The sequence below is a fragment of the Pseudoalteromonas sp. SCSIO 43088 genome, assembly GCF_023650795.1.
Classification (GTDB): Bacteria; Pseudomonadota; Gammaproteobacteria; order Enterobacterales; family Alteromonadaceae; genus Pseudoalteromonas; species Pseudoalteromonas shioyasakiensis.
The window spans coordinates 2642311-2658748 of the sequence record NZ_CP072675.1 but is presented as its reverse complement, the minus strand read 5'-3'; the positions used below and the strand labels follow the sequence as shown (position 1 = coordinate 2658748).

At 42.5% G+C, this 16438-nt stretch carries 14 protein-coding genes; 3 read left to right on the top strand and 11 right to left on the bottom strand.

Annotated features, from left to right (window positions below; genetic code table 11):
• Positions 1–69: 69 nt before the first annotated feature.
• Both J8Z28_RS12260 and yegD read left to right on the top strand, forming a co-directional pair.
• Positions 70–909 carry a DNA ligase gene (locus J8Z28_RS12260; RefSeq protein WP_250659514.1) on the top strand — a complete coding sequence of 280 codons (840 nt, stop codon included), beginning with the start codon at positions 70–72 and terminating at the stop codon, positions 907–909.
• 67 nt (positions 910–976) lie between these two features.
• The gene (gene yegD / locus J8Z28_RS12255; RefSeq protein ID WP_175079190.1) at positions 977–2344 is read left to right on the top strand and encodes a molecular chaperone; all 1368 of its coding nucleotides are present in this window, start codon (positions 977–979) and stop codon (positions 2342–2344) included.
• A gap of 32 nt (positions 2345–2376) precedes the next feature.
• Here the strand turns inward: yegD and J8Z28_RS12250 are convergent, their stop codons facing one another.
• The 4 genes from J8Z28_RS12250 to J8Z28_RS12235 all read right to left on the bottom strand — a co-directional run bounded on the left by J8Z28_RS12250 (position 2377) and on the right by J8Z28_RS12235 (position 6839).
• Complete coding sequence (locus tag J8Z28_RS12250) at positions 2377–2841, bottom strand: methylglyoxal synthase (protein ID WP_054551787.1); 465 nt, start codon at positions 2839–2841, stop codon at positions 2377–2379.
• 8 nt (positions 2842–2849) lie between these two features.
• A complete protein-coding gene (locus tag J8Z28_RS12245) occupies positions 2850–3482 on the bottom strand; it encodes a LysE family translocator (protein WP_054561948.1) in 633 nt (210 codons plus the stop codon).
• A 98-nt stretch (positions 3483–3580) separates the two neighbouring features.
• Positions 3581–5422, bottom strand: a complete 1842-nt coding sequence (locus J8Z28_RS12240; protein ID WP_250659513.1) for a S8 family serine peptidase — start codon at positions 5420–5422, stop codon at positions 3581–3583.
• A 244-nt stretch (positions 5423–5666) separates the two neighbouring features.
• Positions 5667–6839, bottom strand: a complete 1173-nt coding sequence (locus tag J8Z28_RS12235) for a multidrug effflux MFS transporter (RefSeq protein ID WP_250659512.1) — start codon at positions 6837–6839, stop codon at positions 5667–5669.
• A 177-nt stretch (positions 6840–7016) separates the two neighbouring features.
• On the opposite strand from J8Z28_RS12235, the gene J8Z28_RS12230 reads away from it, so the two are divergent.
• Positions 7017–7493: a hotdog fold domain-containing protein gene (locus tag J8Z28_RS12230; protein WP_054561945.1), complete on the top strand. Its 477-nt coding sequence runs from the start codon at positions 7017–7019 to the stop codon at positions 7491–7493.
• On the opposite strand, the gene J8Z28_RS12225 is transcribed toward J8Z28_RS12230, so the two are convergent.
• The 7 genes from J8Z28_RS12225 to J8Z28_RS12195 all read right to left on the bottom strand — a co-directional run bounded on the left by J8Z28_RS12225 (position 7490) and on the right by J8Z28_RS12195 (position 16353).
• Positions 7490–7972, bottom strand: a complete 483-nt coding sequence (locus J8Z28_RS12225; protein ID WP_054561944.1) for a bactofilin family protein — start codon at positions 7970–7972, stop codon at positions 7490–7492. The genes J8Z28_RS12230 and J8Z28_RS12225 overlap by 4 nt on opposite strands.
• Entirely contained in the window at positions 7962–9113 is a 1152-nt protein-coding gene (locus J8Z28_RS12220; protein ID WP_054561943.1) for a M23 family metallopeptidase, read from the bottom strand. The genes J8Z28_RS12225 and J8Z28_RS12220 overlap by 11 nt, the downstream gene beginning before the upstream one ends.
• 151 nt (positions 9114–9264) lie before the next feature.
• Positions 9265–10578 (bottom strand): fumarylacetoacetase, encoded by a 1314-nt coding sequence (gene fahA, locus J8Z28_RS12215; protein ID WP_063527710.1) that lies wholly within the window; start codon positions 10576–10578, stop codon positions 9265–9267.
• Between the two features lie 143 nt (positions 10579–10721).
• Entirely contained in the window at positions 10722–11768 is a 1047-nt protein-coding gene (gene hppD, locus J8Z28_RS12210; RefSeq protein ID WP_054551780.1) for a 4-hydroxyphenylpyruvate dioxygenase, read from the bottom strand.
• Positions 11769–11785: 17 nt separating this feature from the next.
• A complete protein-coding gene (locus tag J8Z28_RS12205) occupies positions 11786–11980 on the bottom strand; it encodes a hypothetical protein (RefSeq protein WP_250659511.1) in 195 nt (64 codons plus the stop codon).
• A gap of 103 nt (positions 11981–12083) precedes the next feature.
• Positions 12084–14807 (bottom strand): metallophosphoesterase, encoded by a 2724-nt coding sequence (locus J8Z28_RS12200; protein WP_250659510.1) that lies wholly within the window; start codon positions 14805–14807, stop codon positions 12084–12086.
• A gap of 115 nt (positions 14808–14922) precedes the next feature.
• Positions 14923–16353, bottom strand: a complete 1431-nt coding sequence (locus tag J8Z28_RS12195; protein WP_054561940.1) for a peptide MFS transporter — start codon at positions 16351–16353, stop codon at positions 14923–14925.
• Positions 16354–16438 lie beyond the last annotated feature (85 nt).

The window sequence follows — 16438 nt, the reverse complement described above, 5'->3', positions numbered from 1 at the left end:
CTAAGCTGCTATTGTTAAGTAGTCAAAGCCAGAGCCAGTTAATACTCACAAATTTGCAAGGAAGCAATAATGGTTAAATTCACTCGTGCGCTTTTGTGCGCAATCACGTTATTTATAGGCTTTTCAGCCGAAGCGCAACAAGCTCCTTCAGTGCTTTTAGCAAACGTCTATCAAGCCGAAAAGGTAAATGTATCTGACTATTTAGTTAGTGAAAAATATGATGGCGTTCGGGCTATTTGGACAGGGAGTCAATTAGTAACCCGAAATGGTAACCCAATTTATGCCCCCAAGTGGTTCACAGATCCACTGCCAGGTGTTTGGCTTGATGGAGAGCTTTGGACTAAGCACCAAGATTTTGCCAATGTGAGCGGGATCGTTCGAAAAGTCACACCTGTAGAATCAGAATGGCAAACCGTCAATTACATGATATTTGATATGCCGGATGCGACAACGCCATTTAGTCAACGTTATGAAAACTACACAAGGTTAGTAAACCAGCTGCAAAGTGAGCATATTAAAGGCGTTGCGCAAATGCACTTTAATGATAACAAGCAACTTAGTTTGTTTATGGATGAACTAATCGCACAAGGAGCTGAGGGCGTCATGCTGCATCTAGCAGCTGCAAAGCATAGTGCAGGGCGAAGTGATGCATTGCTAAAGTTAAAGCCTTATTTTGACGCTGAAGCGGTTGTAATCGGTTATATCGCAGGAAAGGGTAAGTATAAAAATATGCTTGGTGCACTCAAGGTGCGCAGCAGTGATGGTACCGAGTTTAAAATTGGCTCGGGGTTTACCGATCAACAAAGATCATCGCCCCCAGCGATAGGTAGTACTATTACCTACAAATATCATGGCTTTACTAAGAATGGCCTACCACGTTTTGCAAGCTTTTTACATGAAACGCCATAGCGTCATTCAAAAACGGCTGCGACTATGGTAAATTTCGCGGCCTTTTTATTGATGTATAGGTGTTAGAATGTTTGCAGGCTTTGATTACGGTAGCTCAAATTGTGCAATCGGTGTAATGAATAACGAGCAACAAGTCTCTTTAGTGCCGCTTGAGCAGGGCAAGCAATATTTACCCTCAACACTTTATACTCATCACAGTGCATTAGTTGTCGATTTTGTGACAAAACACCTTACGGGTAGCCCATTTGAGCACGACTTTAAAACTGAGCGACAAGCGCTTTTAAATACCATTCCTCGTATTAAATCTGACCTCGATATTCAAGCTGGTGATGAGACCTTATTTATAGGTCGAGAAGCAATTAGTGAGTATGTGCAATTTCCTGAAGAAGGTTACTTTGTAAAATCGCCTAAGTCATTCTTTGGTGCAGTAGGCTTAAAGCAAGGGCAAATAAACTTCTTTGAAGACATTGCCACGGCGATGATTTTAAAAATTAAACAACGCGCCGAGCAATCATTGCAAGACACATTAACAGAAACGGTAATTGGACGACCGGTAAACTTTCAATCAGTCGGTGGTGAAGAGTCTAATCAACAAGCGCTCGGTATATTAGAGCGAGCAGCAAAACGCGCAGGCTTTAAAGAGGTGTCGTTTTTATATGAACCATTAGCGGCGGGCATTGATTATGAAACCTCATTGCAGCAAGACCAAAAAGTGTTGGTTGTCGATATTGGCGGGGGTACTAGCGATTGCTCATTTGTACAAATGGGGCCGAGCTTTCGTGATAAGCAATGCCGTGACAATGACTTTTTAGCTCACAGTGGTAAGCGTGTAGGTGGAAATGATTTAGATATTGCGCTGAGCTTTCATGGTTTAATGCCATTACTAGGTTTAGGCACTGAGTTTAAATCGGGTCTTCCACTGCCGAATCAACCGTTTTGGCAAGCCTGTAAAATCAATGATGTAAATCTGCAAAGCCAGTTTTATAGCGATGCCCATCATCGCGAGTTACTGACTCAACTTCGTGAAGTTAAAGAGCCTGCGCTTTTTAAACGCTTAATTCAATTGCAGCAAAATAAGCAAGGTCACCAATTAGTGCAGCAAGGTGAAGCGGCAAAAATTGCGCTCTCGTCAGCGAATGAATTTACTACAGATTTGCGCTTCTTAGATTCAGACTTAACGCAGTGCTTAACGCTAAAAGATCTAGCTTTAGCTGTTGATGACTCAATAAGCCAGATAGTGAGCTTAGCTAAACAAGCGATTCAAGAAGCTGGCACAACGCCTGATGTCATTTACTTAACGGGCGGTAGCGCGCAATCACCGCTGATCAAGGCCGCGTTAAAATCCCATTTAGGCGATATAAATATGCTGAACGGGGATCACTTTGGTAGTGTTACTGCAGGTTTAACTAAGTGGGCGCACAAGCTTTATAGCTAATAGCCCCCACTTTGATATATCGACTTATAGAACTAAAGAGTCACTTGGCGCGTTGCGAGGTATTTTTCGTAATCTGGCAACGTGCGGCACAGCTCAGTTTCCATCATAGGTGAGCTTAATAGCATATCGGCACTGACTTCATTACAGGCAACAGGAATATTCCAAACCGCAGCTAAACGCAGTAATGCTTTTACATCTGGGTCGTGTGGCTGCGATGCAAGTGGATCCCAGAAAAACACCAGCATGTGCACTTCATGTTCAGCAATTTTAGCACCAAGTTGTTGATCGCCACCCATAGGGCCGCTTAGCAGCTTAATTACTTCAAGCCCTGTTGTACGCTCGATTAAATGACCTGTTGTGCCCGTACCGTATAGCGTGTGCTTACTTAAAATGTCTTGGTGCTTTTCACACCACGCCTGTAGGGCTGCTTTTTTACCATCATGGGCTACGAGGGCAATATTCTTTTTGGCTGGTAAGGCTTGTTGTTTTTGTTCCATAAGTGCTCTTATATCAATAGGTTAATTGCTAGTGCAATAAACACCAGCCCCGTGATCCGATCAATCCAAATTTGGGTTTGTGGGTGCTCACGAAAATAACTGGCTATCTTATCGCCGAAATAAATATACGTGCAGTCGATTGGAAAAGCAAAAAGCGGGTAAAGTAAACCAAAAAAAGCGAGCTGAAAGGTCGTTGAAGATAAGCTCGGATCGACGAACTGCGGTATAAACGCAATAAAGAATAGAGCGACTTTTGGATTAAGTACCTCGGTCATCATTGCTTGAAACATCACATTTTGCTTTTTACTGGTACTTACATGGGGTTTTTCTTCGCACTCTGACTCAGGCTGTGTAAAGGTGTCTTTTAACGTCATTACGCCTAAATAGCACAGGTACGCCGCACCTAAATACTGAACTGTGGTATAGGCAACAGTCGACGCTTTTAAAATTGCCGTTAAACCTACCACCGCAAAAAAAGTATGCACCACACCACCTAAGGCAAAACCAAAGGCACTTTGCATCCCGGCTTTACGGCCATTGGCAAAGGTTTGTGCCATTAAAAATGCATTAGAAGGGCCGGGGGCCACGGCAATTAAAAAGCTGGCGCCTAAAAACGACAGTAGAAATTCTGGATTGATCATCGGCACAAAGATAAAAAGCTAGGTAGTTGATTTTAACAAGCTTCTAGAAAAAGAAAAAGCGGACAATCAATGCCCGCTGATTTGGGTTGGGGAAAGTATTAGAACGTCACAGTGCTGTTGTTTGAACAAACAGTTGTGCTTTGTGCTTCACATACTTGGTAAGTGTAAGTGCCACCACCTTTTGTTGTGATAGTATCAGTATAGCTGTTAGTGTTTGCCACTGAGCCTACTTTGCTACCATTACGGTAAACATCTACAGTGCTTGTAGCAGCGCCACTCCAGCTTAAATCAATGTATTTAGTGCCTTTTGACTTATAACCTGAAGTAGAAAGACTAATATCATCACCACCTGGTGTTGTGCCACCGCCATTATCGCCACCACCTGCACAGCCATTGGCTGTTAGGTATGCATCTGCGTCAGCTGCTTTAACAATACCGTGACCGAAGTAAACATCGTGACCAGAAGCACCTTGATCTTCTGCCGTTGCTTTTAGTGCATCACGTATTTCTGTACCCGTACACTCAGGGTGATTTGACCATACTAGCGCTGCGATACCTGAAACAGCAGGCGTTGCCATTGATGTACCGCTCATGAAACCATAATCACTAGTACCAATTGCGATATCAATAGTTGTGCTTGAAAGAAGAGCTGAACGGTCTTCAAGTGCCGCACCGACAGCTGGAATTGTTGTATCGTTAGTATCGCCTAATGTAGCGTATAACATGCCAGCTTCGTTATTGATGATCACAGCCCCGATACCGCCTGAGTTTTCGCAGTTATTTACCTTGTCATAGAACGAGATATTGCCGCGGTCAATCATACAAATTTTCCCCGCTGCGCCAGCATCTACGCTTTCAGCAGTACCCATGTAATACGCCGTGCCTGATGCATTACCCGCGTTTTCCATTGATGAAGTAGCAAAGCCTGCGCCATCAGCTGCTAAGCTAGCTGACGTTGCCATACCAGCAGGGTAAGTAGAAAGAGTATCAACACCACCTGCTGTTACTTCAACACAGATAGTTTCATCTGTAGTAGCGCGTTTACCGCGACCAGATGTACAGCTAGGGAATTGCGAGAAATCTGCAATTTGGTTGTCCGCATCATTTGCACCAACCATCATTACTGATGGATAGCCTGCAGGGTATGAACGTACGTTGTTACCATCGTTACCCGCTGCAGCAACAACTAAACCGCCAGCGCTTGTGAAATTAGCAAATGCGTTAGACTCGGTGCTATTTGAACCACCGCCACCAAGGCTCATGCTGATGATATTTGCACCTGCCTGAGAACATAAATCTGCTGCGTGTGCTAAGTCTGAAGAGTAACCCCAGCCTTCAGCGTTGAATACTTTTATGATGTGCATTGCCACACCGGGCGCCATACCAACCACACCAACATTGTTGTCTGCTGCGCCAATAGTACCTGCTACGTGGGTACCATGTGGGCCACCATTGTCGTACCAGTTGCCTGTGCCACTGTCATTATCACCTGTAATGTTACCCCATACGAAATCAGGGGTTGTAGCATCTAAACCTGAGTCAATTACACAGACTTTCATGCCAGCATTTGCATCGAAGGTAACTTGATCAGCTTGTGATTGGTAAACTGCGTATGGCGTTAATTGCTGCTGCATTGCATTACCAGCGTCATCGTTATAAAGCGCCATTGGTACACGCTTTTGGTCTTCTTCAATTAGTTTGATGTGAGGGTTGTTTAGTAAGCCTTTTACGCTTGCAAGGTCATGACCTGTAAATTGCGCTGCAATAAAGCCATTACCATCAACTTTAATATCACCACCAAGCTTTTTAGCGAGTGCTTTAACTACGCCTTTTTTATTGTTGTCTACTTGGATGATGTAACGGTCATTTGCTGCGTTTGCAGTTCCTGCTGCACATAGTCCACTGATGATCAGTGCTAATGCTAATTTATTCTTTTTCATAATTCGTATCCCAAACATGTTTTTGAGTTAACTAAATGTTAACGTGAGTTAACTAAATATTAACGTGAGTAAACAATAGATTAATGGTGCTATAGGTACAAGTAAAATAATCCACAAAACTGGAACAAATTATTCTAGAAAGATGCTTTTTATAACGGTAGGAAATAACAAGATGTCTAAACGGATAAATAGAGTATAACGATTCTCATTTACCCGTTATGACTAAAAGTATGATAAAACTTTTTTATGACAAGTGCTTATATTTGAACAATAAGTAGGTGAAAGGGATGAGCATTAAAAAATGCACGCCAATTAATACTGGTGTAGTCAAGTTTAACAATTGCGTTATAAACACTAATAAGCTTGCGCCACTCATTTGCATTAAGCCAATAAGTGCTGATGCTGTGCCTGCTTGCTTAGGAAATAAACTTAGTGCACGGCCTGCTGATGAGCCAAGTGTCAGTGCAAAACCAAACGCAGCAATAAACATCGGAAACATCAAGGCAAGCGCAGTACGTTGTTGGCTAAAGGCCAACATTAAGGCACCTGCGATTACAAGCAACAAGAGTCCTGCTTTTAACGCGCGTTTTGGTTGGCGTTTGATGTAAAGTGGCATAATAAAGCTTGCAACAATGCTCAAGACCGCATTACAGGTAAACCAGAAAGTAAAGTCGGTAACACTGCCACCTAATTTAGTAATAAGCCAGCCAGGTGCTAACGTAACGAAGACTAAAATAGCCGACATAGTTACCAAGCAAATTAAGCTATGAAATAAAAACAATGGCGTGCTGATAATTGGCATAAAACGGCGCAGGTCAAGAATATGACCACTATATACACTATCTGCAGGGCGGGTTTCTTTGTACATTAACAAGGTTATGAATAAACCAATGAGTGCAAATACAGCCATGAATAAAAAGTTCATGCGCCAGCCAAACTGTACTGTGAGCCAAGCACCTAAAATTGGCGCGAGGGCAGGGATAAAGCAGACGATACCATTAAGATAAGTAATGATTTGGCCGCTACGTTCACTACCAAATCTATCTCTTACAATGGCAAACGCTACTACAAATGTGGCACAGGCCCCCAAACCTTGCACTGCTCTTGCAATCATCAGGCTTGTAAAATCAGGTGCCAGATACGCGCCAAAAGCCGCTAAACCATAAATTGTCACACCGGTAATTGCCACAGGCTTACGACCAAATTTATCTGCTAATGGCCCTGCAATGAGCTGTCCAAGCCCAACGGTAAGCATAAAAATAGCGACAGTTTGCTGAATTTGCTTTTCTGAAGCGCTGAATTGTTCTGCAATGGTCGGAAAAGCGGGTAAGTAAATATCAATTGCTAACGGGCTAAAGATAACCAGAAGGCCAAGAATAAATAGTAAGCTGAGGTTTTTGTGCTGGCGTGACTGCATTCGCTCTCCTTTAAAACGGTATTTTATGTGCCCCTAAAGGAAAAGAAAAGCGTTCACTTGGCTAAAAGTGTAATACATACGTAATCATTAAAACTGCTAACAAAAATTTTCCATTTCGCTATCTGGTCTGATGTGTTAGCTTTTTACCTCACATCATAAAAATAATGGATAAACGTCGTGAGCTCACAATCATCATTATTAAAAATTTGGACTAAATGCCTGTCACTGCCGAAGGGTAACTGGTTGTTTAGTAAAGCCGTGTGCTTTAAAGCCCCTTACTTTGGTTCAATAAAGCCATTGATCACAGATTTAACTGCTGGGCATTGCAGCGCAACTGTTAAAAATCGCCGAGCAATCCATAATCACATTGGTACCATCCATGCAATTGCACAATGTAATGTTGCTGAGCTATGCGCTGGCTTGATGGTTGATGCAACTGTGCCGGCAAAAACACATCGCTGGATCCCAAAAGGCATGACAGTGAATTATTTAGCGAAAATTGACACAGATATGCGTGCTGTTGCCCAGATAGACGTGCCGAGTGAGTGGTTAGAAAAGCAAGACTTGCTAGTACCAGTGAAGGTTTATAATAGCCGCGATGAACTCGTTTTCACCGCGGATATTACAATGTATGTAACCGCTAAAAAACGTTAAGACTTATCAGCGGCTTGTTTGTTTACAAACGACAGGTCGTTGTCATCATCAGCCAGTATTGAAGAACTGTTTTGTTCTTCAGGCTTAATAGGCGCCACATTATCTTCTTCATTACGATGTTTTAAGCTGCCTTCAATGATTGCGCCGGCTTCGATGCTCAGGGTGTCATGAAATACATCGCCATGAACTTCTGCAGTGCTTTCAATAGTCACTTTATTGGCAATAAGCGAACCAATAATTTTACCTTTGACGATGACACTGTCAGCTTCAATAACACCTTCAATCATGCCAGTGTGACCAATCACTAAATGTTTAACACGTAAATCGCCTTCGATGCGACCGTCAAGCTGAACTTCACCTTGGCTGCTGAGGCCGCCAGTTAAACGAACGTCTTCAGAAATAATAGAAGGGGTGTGGTTGGTTCTTTTTAAAGATGAGCCAGACGAGCTAGCTGCTGATTGTTTTTTTTTACCGAACACGAGAAAGCGCCTTTGTTATTTTAACCGGGTTGACATGTTTGCCATTCACTAAAACTTCGTAATGTAGGTGAGTGCTGGTACTACGGCCAGTACTACCCATTAAGCCGATGACATCGTCTTTAGTCACTGTTTGGCCTTTTTTAACCTTAATTTTATTAAGGTGACCGAAGCGAGTAACGAAGCCATTTTTGTGTTGTAGTTCGATAAAGTTGCCATAACCGCCATTACGACCAGCACGTAAAACGGTGCCGTCAGCGGGAGCAAAAATTTCGGTTTTATGCCAACCTGCTAAATCAACGCCTTTGTGAAAAGCGCGGCGGCCATTCATTGGATCTTTTCGTAGACCATAACTACTTGAAATGTAGTAATCGGCAGCAGGAAGTGTTTGTGGTAATTCGCTCAGTAAGTTTTCGAGGTTATTTAATGCCAGCAATTTGTCGGCAATTGCTAAAAACTCAAGAGGGATTTTTGATTCGTCGAATAAGTCTAATGGGCCACCCTGTGCTGTATCTGTACCTTCTAATACCGAACCATTGGCAAGGCTACTATCAAGGCCTGCGCCCTCTAACATAGCAACAATTTCTTGGTGGCGAAGTTTAATTTGCTCATCTAATACAACAAAGCTGTTGTTATAAGCTGCATCAAGGCGAGCTAGGCGCTCAGAAATGCTCTCTAAGCGTTTAACTTGTTTTGGTTGCTGTTCATCTTCTAAAGGTGCGTGAAACTCTTCAGCGTGCTCCTGAACAGGTAAAAGCAATGGCTCTGCGTCGGTTGGCAGTGCCGGTTTGTTCATTGATTCTGGTAATGACTCGATCATGCTTTGCAATAGCGCTTGCTTTTGTTCAAGTACGGCTAATTGCTCGAGCTGTTTTTCATAGACAGCTTGTTGCTGATAATGCTGTTTTTGCCATTCTTGTTGTTTCGTAAGCTGGGTTTGTTCAATGCTGGTGATCTTGTCAGCTTGAGAAATGATTTGTAGTGTCGAAATGCTTAACCAAACAATAGCAGTTAAAATGACTAGTAAAGTCGTTAATTGCACCCAAGGGGCTAATACTAAGTGTTTTACCTCGCCATTTTGACGGATCAACAGCTGTCTAGCTGGAAAAAACGTGCGATAAAAAGACTTAAGTTTAACTAACATGGCGTACAAAATTTGACTAATAACCGAGCTAAGATAGCAATCTGATTTAAAAAAGCCAGCAAAAAATTGTAACTCAACTGAAAAAAATGCAAAAAAAAGGGCAAAAAATGCCCTTAATCGTTGTTCTGGAAATAAAAATAGCTAGTTATTTTTATTTTGCAGGTAGTACTGTACCTTCGACTGAACCAAAACCAATACGTGCAAAACCGTCTTTTTCACACCAACCACGCATGATTACGTTGTCGCCATCTTCTAAGAAAGCACGTTGTTCGCCATTAGCTAGGGTGATCTTTTCTTTACCACCGCGTGATAGTTCTAATAATGAACCAGCTTCTTCGTGCTCAGGACCTGATTGCGTACCTGAACCTAACATGTCGCCTGGTTGGAAGTTACAGCCATTTACTGTGTGGTGAGTCACCATTTGCGCGACTGTCCAGTAGGAGTGTTTGAAGCTTGATTTAGATACTTGTGTTGGTGCTTCGCCAGCCGCACGCATCTTTTCAGTTTCAATTTGCACATCCATTTTGATATCGAATGCACCAAACTCACGGTTATGAGCTGACTCTAAATAGTCCATTGGTTGTGGATCGTTTTCGTCACGTGTCCAATTTGTTCTAAATGGTGCCAGTGCTTCTGTGGTAACAATCCAAGGAGATACAGTCGAAGCGAAGTTCTTCGCAAGGAATGGACCAAGCGGCTGGTATTCCCATGCTTGTAAATCACGTGCAGACCAGTCATTAAATACACAGAAACCAAATACGTGGTTTTCAGCATTTTCAATGGCAATTGCATCGCCTAATTCATTACCTTTACCAAGGTAAATGCCTAACTCAAGTTCGTAGTCTAGGCGTTTACAAGGGCCGAATGAAGGGACTTCTGCATCTGGCGCTTTAGTTTGACCGTTAGGACGGTGGAACGTTTGACCTGAAACATCAATTGACGATGAGCGGCCGTGATAACCAATAGGTACCCATTTGTAGTTAGGTAGAAGTGGGTTATCAGGGCGGAATAGACTACCTACCGCTGTTGCGTGGTAAATAGAGGTATAAAAGTCAGTGTAATCACCAATGCGACACGGCAGCGCAAATTCGATGTCTGCTTGAGCGATAAGCGCTTCGCTTAATTGCGCTTGCTCACTCGCACCTTCACGAAGTGCTTTTGATAACGCTAGACGAAGTGCAGACCAATACTGCTGACCAAGACCCATAAATTCATTGAGTGTAGCTTGGCTTGCGGCTTTAACGGCAACCTGTGCATCACCAGAGAATAAACCAAGTTCATTTACTTTTGCTAAGTCGATAACTTGATCACCAATTGCGACAGCGCCACGGAACGCTTCGTCTGAATTTTTACGACGTACTTCTGCAAAAGGAAGGTTTTGAATTGGGAAGTCACAGTTAGCTTCGTTAGCAGATGCAACCCAGCTTTTTAGATTAATATCGTGGGTTTCGTTAATTAGGCTCATACTCTTTCCTTATTGGTTCGCGCTGATTTATTAGTTATCTATATGGAGGCAATCAACGCAATTTAAACAGTTAGTTTAAAACAGAATTTAAAACGACAAAAAGCAGCGTGTGAATAACGCTGCTTTTTATTCATCATGATGAACTAGATTACACCACGACGCTCTTGATCACGTTCGATTGATTCGAAAAGCGCTTGGAAGTTACCTTCACCGAAACCGCCGTCATCTACACGTTGGATCATCTCGATAAAGATAGGACCGAATAGGTTCTTCGAGAAGATTTGTAGTAGGTAACAATTTTCGCTTTGGCTATCTACTAGGATCTGATGCTTACGGATCTTCTCTTTATCTTCTTTAACCCAAGGCACACGGTCAAAAATAGTGTCGTAGTACTCAGGGATGATATCAAGCGTCGCAATCGTTGATTGGTCAAGCTTATCAAGTGAGCTTACTAGGTCATTCGTTAGGAATGCTAAATGCTGTACACCCGGACCATTGTACTCATTTAAGTACTCATCGATTTGGTTATTATTGTTATCTTTACCTTCGTTGATTGGAATCGAGAAAGTACCGCACGGAGATTTAAGTGCGTAAGATAATAACGCTGTTTTTTGACCTTTAATGTCGAAGTAACGAACTTCAGTAAAACCAAATACGTCTTTATAGAAGTTAGCCCATGTTTCCATCGTGCCTTTATAAACGTTATTGGTTAAATGGTCGATACGGATGAAGCCTTTGTCTTCAACAATGTTTTGCTCGTTTAAATCTTCAAAATCTGACTCATAGATAGAACCTTTGTCGCCAAATTGCTCGATGAAATAAATTAAGCTGTCGCCGATACCGTAAATAGCAGGGTATGGTAAGTTTTTGTGAGTTGAGTCTGTTGCAGGTTTTGCACCGCGCTCAACAGCAACTTCGAATGCTTTTTGTGCATTCTCTACACGCCAACCCATAGAACAGATTGCCGGGCCGTGGCTTTTAGCAAATTCAGCAGAGAAACCTTCACGTTCATTGTTTAGTAAGAAATGAATGTCATGTTGGTTGTAGTAAACAATGTCTTTACCTTTGAATTTTTTTAGCTTTGAGAAGCCAAAATCAGTAAACACTTTGTCCATGTAATCTGCATCTGGTGTTGCGTATTCAGTGAATTCAATGCCCATTAGGCCTAATGGATTATTTACTTCGCTCATTGTCATTACTCCCGCAATTATAAGCACTGCGCTAAAAAAGAATTATTGTTCTGTAATGAGCGGATGATTAACCAGAATCTCAATAAGGGGAAGATCCCCGCACTATTTAGCCAAAGCCCCTTTTGTAAATTAAATGGGACAATGATTTTAATTTCAGCAATTGCAGTTTCAAAGGCAATGAGTAAGCCACTAGGTTGACTAATATCTACCATTCTATTTTGTGCTTATCTATATGTATTTAAAGGTAAATTTAAGTATTTGTCAGGCAATAAAAAAGGCCAGAAATGGCCTTTTTTATTAAGTTGATTGTATAGCTTAGTTTACAGTTTGGCGCGCTTTGTTAAAAAACTTGCTGCGTTGTTGTAACCAAGGGTTATTCATAATTTGTGGCGCAGCTTGATAATGGCGCTCAACCACTTGGTTTAAGGTACGGGTTGATTGCGTAAAATTAAGTTGCTGCTGTGCAGCACCCATATTAGCAATCTCGGTATCAGTCATCGCACGACCAGCAAATAACAAGGCGTTTAAGTAACCCGGCTTAGTTTCATAGTCATTATCGGTTAAAAGTAAGACCGCATCGTTGATTGCCCAGCGCCCATTGATTTCACCTTCATCTTTAATACCAATCAGCTCGCCATCAAGATAAATTTTTAGTGCACCGTTGTTTGGAGCAGCATAAAACACAAAAGCAATACGGTGCCAGCTGTTTGCCAAAAGCTCGCCAAAGTAACCACTGTCACTGGTGGCAATACCGATGGCGTTATCTCGGCTGACGTAAAGATCTGCGTCATCACTGTTAGTGATATCGGTTTGTAGTAATGAGCGCCACTCATTGGTGCTTTGTTCTGGCCACATAATATCCATCACTAAGGTGTAATCAGCGATAAGGCCTTCTGTTTGGTAATCACCGATTGCAGCACTATTAGCCGTTAAGGTTAAGCCTTGCGTTGGGCTATGGCGAGCAAAGGCGAGCACACCTGAGGCACCACTTGGTAAATCAGTAATTTCAAGCTCAGTGGTGGTGGCAAATTGGCTATCTTCTGGTCCCCAATTGCTGTCTTCAGGGTCATAAAAGCTGAGTGTTGCAGGGCCAAAGTCACTGCTAAAGCCTTGCTCAGGGTTATTAAAATTCCATACTGTGACCGCATCATCTGCTTTACACGCATTAAGCATGTTATCGGTATCGATATATAAACATTGGCTGGTGCGTGCTCGCGCGTAGTTATCAAGCAGCCACCAACTTTCAGCGACCAATTGTGCTTCTAAGTTTGGCAGAGCAGGGAAGAACAATTCGCTATTTAGCGCTGGGCCTTTAAATAGAGCAACGAGGTAAGTGCTTGCATCATCAATGTTATCTGGCACTAAAGAGACCCATTCTGGCTGGCTTTCGAGCATGCTTTTCAATTGGCTGCCAGTCACCTCAACTTGATAAATTGAATTAAAGCCCGGGGTATTCGATGGTTGGCGTTCAACCTTAAACGCGGCATGAAAATCTTCTTGGGTTAATGTACCCGGTAGCCAACGATCTTGTACTTGGCTTGCATCTAGTAACGCTGCATCAATAGCAGGGAACTGCTGCATAGTTGCTTTGGCTGTAATCGTGGTGAGTTCTTCTGCAGTGGGGTAGTTTTCTGAAACGGCAATTTCGGTGTTTGCATCTGGGGCATAGCGACCCATGATTTCATCGATAGCGGCCTTAGTGCTTTCATCTCGGCTTGTAATGCTGGTGGTTGCGACGGTATTGTAATCAACATCTGCAAGAGTTTTGTCATCAAGGTTAAAGGTTAGGGTAAGATCCGTTAGACCTTGTGCAAAAAAGTTTGGCTGAATAACAATACTGCCGTTATCTAAGGTTTGATAACTTTCACCGCCATGGGTATGCCCACCAAGCACTAAATCAATTCCAGTAACATTTTGTGCAATGCGGGTGTCAGTGCCTTCACCTAAGTGACTGACCATGACCATATAATCAACATCTTGACGGTATTGGTTAACAATCAGCTCAGCCACTTCTTGCCACTGCCAATTCATTTTGAAATTAGCGATAAAATCAGGAATTGGCTCGTCTTCAACTGGTTCATCGAGTTCATTCCAAGGCACTGAAGTCATGCCAAAAAAGCCGATACGTAGGCAACCTACTTGGACAACCGAAAAATCAACACCGGCAAACGGCGTATCATCGCTACCATCATATTCGGTGTTACTTGAAAGCACGATGGCATTATCGTCATCGGCAAAGTCCAGTAGTTGCTCAGGTCCCCATGCATAGTCGTGGTTACCAATCACACGTACGTCAAAGGCCATGGCTTTTATTGCTTCGACTGTGGCTAAACCTTGTGATGTTTGTTCTGCTACGGTGCCCTTTTCATAATCGTCACCGCCATTGGTGAATAAGGTGTTAGGGTTTTCAAGTTTAGCTTTGTCGTAGTAACTGCGAATACGGCTGAATAACTGCTCTTTAAAGCCAAAGCGCGCGTGTAAGTCAGCAACATGAATAAAGCGTACTGTTTGGTTACTGGCAGTGTCATTACATTGCTCGCCAATGGTTTTACTGGCTGCAGGAACGGTGCGAGACATTAAAGCAAAGCTACCAAATTCTGTAATAGCACTGACTGCAAATCCATCATTGCTTTGTTCTGTACTGAGAGTTTGCCATTGCTCATCGACTAACTGCACTATGCTAAAAGCAAGGTTGGTTTGTTCATCTGGTAATTTGATCGCTAAACTTAATGGCTCAGCAAATATCAGGTTATTAGGGCGAAAGGTATGAATACTCGAGACAATACCTTGCTCTATATCCGTGCTTGAAGCGCTCGTCTCAGTGTAAGTAAATGTGGTGTCTGTAGTGACTGTGTTACTTATTGCATTAAGTGTGACATCGCCCTGTGCAAATTCAGCCGATAAACCATTTTCAACAGAAATAATTAAACCAGACTGATCAGGAGCTGTTGCGACTTCTTTTGTTGTTTTATCGCCACCGCATGCTGTTAGTAATAAGCTGGTCAGAATAATAACCAGTAGTTGAGTGTTAGAGCGCACTTACTCAGTTCCTTTGCAAACCAAATTAATATCAGAATATAGTATCAGTTTTAAGGACGCTGAGGGAATAGGGGAGAGAGAAATTCCCCGCAGCGGGTGCTACGGGGAATAAGTATTATTGCTTTTCAGCTGTCACTTCTAGCTCTTCAGCTAGGATGTGCTCAGTAGTTTGTGGCTCGTGTTGACCTTCAGCACCGTGCATCCAAGCAACTAGTTTGTCACTTAGTAAGTACATGATCACAGCAGAAAGAACCGCTGTTGCGCCTAAACCAATGAAGATACCCATCGCGTTGTCTAACGCTTCTTCACCTTCACCTAGGAAAGAACCTACGAAACCTGCAATCTTGTTTGCAACCGCTGTACATAGGAACCAAATACCCATAAGCATTGAAGCTAAACGTAGAGGTGCAAGTTTACTTACCATAGATAGGCCAATTGGAGATAAACATAACTCACCTAGGGTGTGGAATAAGTAGAATAAAACTAACCACATCATGCTGATTTGTAGGTGCTCACCTTGACCTTGTGTCATAAGCGCTAGGATCATAGTAATGAAACCTAATGCTAAGAAAATAAGTGCAATAGCAAACTTAACCGGTGAATTTGGTTCACGTTTATCAAGTTTCAACCAAATGATGGCAACTAATGGTGCAAAAACAATGATGAAAATTGAGTTTAAAGATTGGAACCAAGAAGCTGGTACTTCAAAACCAAGTAACATACGGTCTGTGTAATCGTTAGCGAAAAGGTTCATTAAACCACCCGCTTGTTCAAAGCCCATCCAGAAGATGATGCTGAATACACTCATAGTAAAGATAACTTTAATACGGTCAGTTTCTACTTTAGTTAGTGGCTCTTTAGTGTTTGATTCAGACTGTGCTTGAGAAAGCTTAGCAGAAGGCACAACACCGATATCGCCTAAGTATTTGTTGCTTAATGCAAGCTGTAAAAGTACAGATAACACCATACCAACACCAGCTACGATGAAGCCCCATTGCCAGCCCATTGCAGCTGCAGCATAACCCGCAACTAGAGGGCCTAATGCACCACCTAGGTTGATACCCATGTAGAAGATAGTGAACGCGCCATCACGACGTTGATCACCTTCTTTGTATAGATCACCTACCATAGTTGAGATGTTTGGCTTGAATAAACCGTTACCCACACAAAGAAGTGTTAAACCAATGTAGAATACGTTTTCTTCTTGGCCAGCTAAGTAGCTGTGTGGGATACCCATAGTGAAATGGCCTGCAGCCATCAATAAACCACCAAGGATAATTGCTTTACGTTGTCCTAATACGTTATCGGCTAACCAACCACCGAATAGTGGGGTGATGTATACAGCCATTGTGAAGGTACCATAAAGGCTTAATGCGTCTGCATTTGACCAACCAAAACCACCTTCTTGTACAAGCGCTACTAAGTATAAAACTAAGATGGCGCGCATGCCGTAATAACCGAATCGTTCCCACATTTCTGTGCCGAACAACAGGAATAACCCTTTAGGATGCCCTAAAAAGTCACCTGCTTTAGGTAATGAACTCATATTTACTTCCTAACTCTAAGTTTTTATTTGAGGCCTTATTGTTTTTGCTTTGGTCGTTCTATGTATTTATTTAGTGAACGGGCGG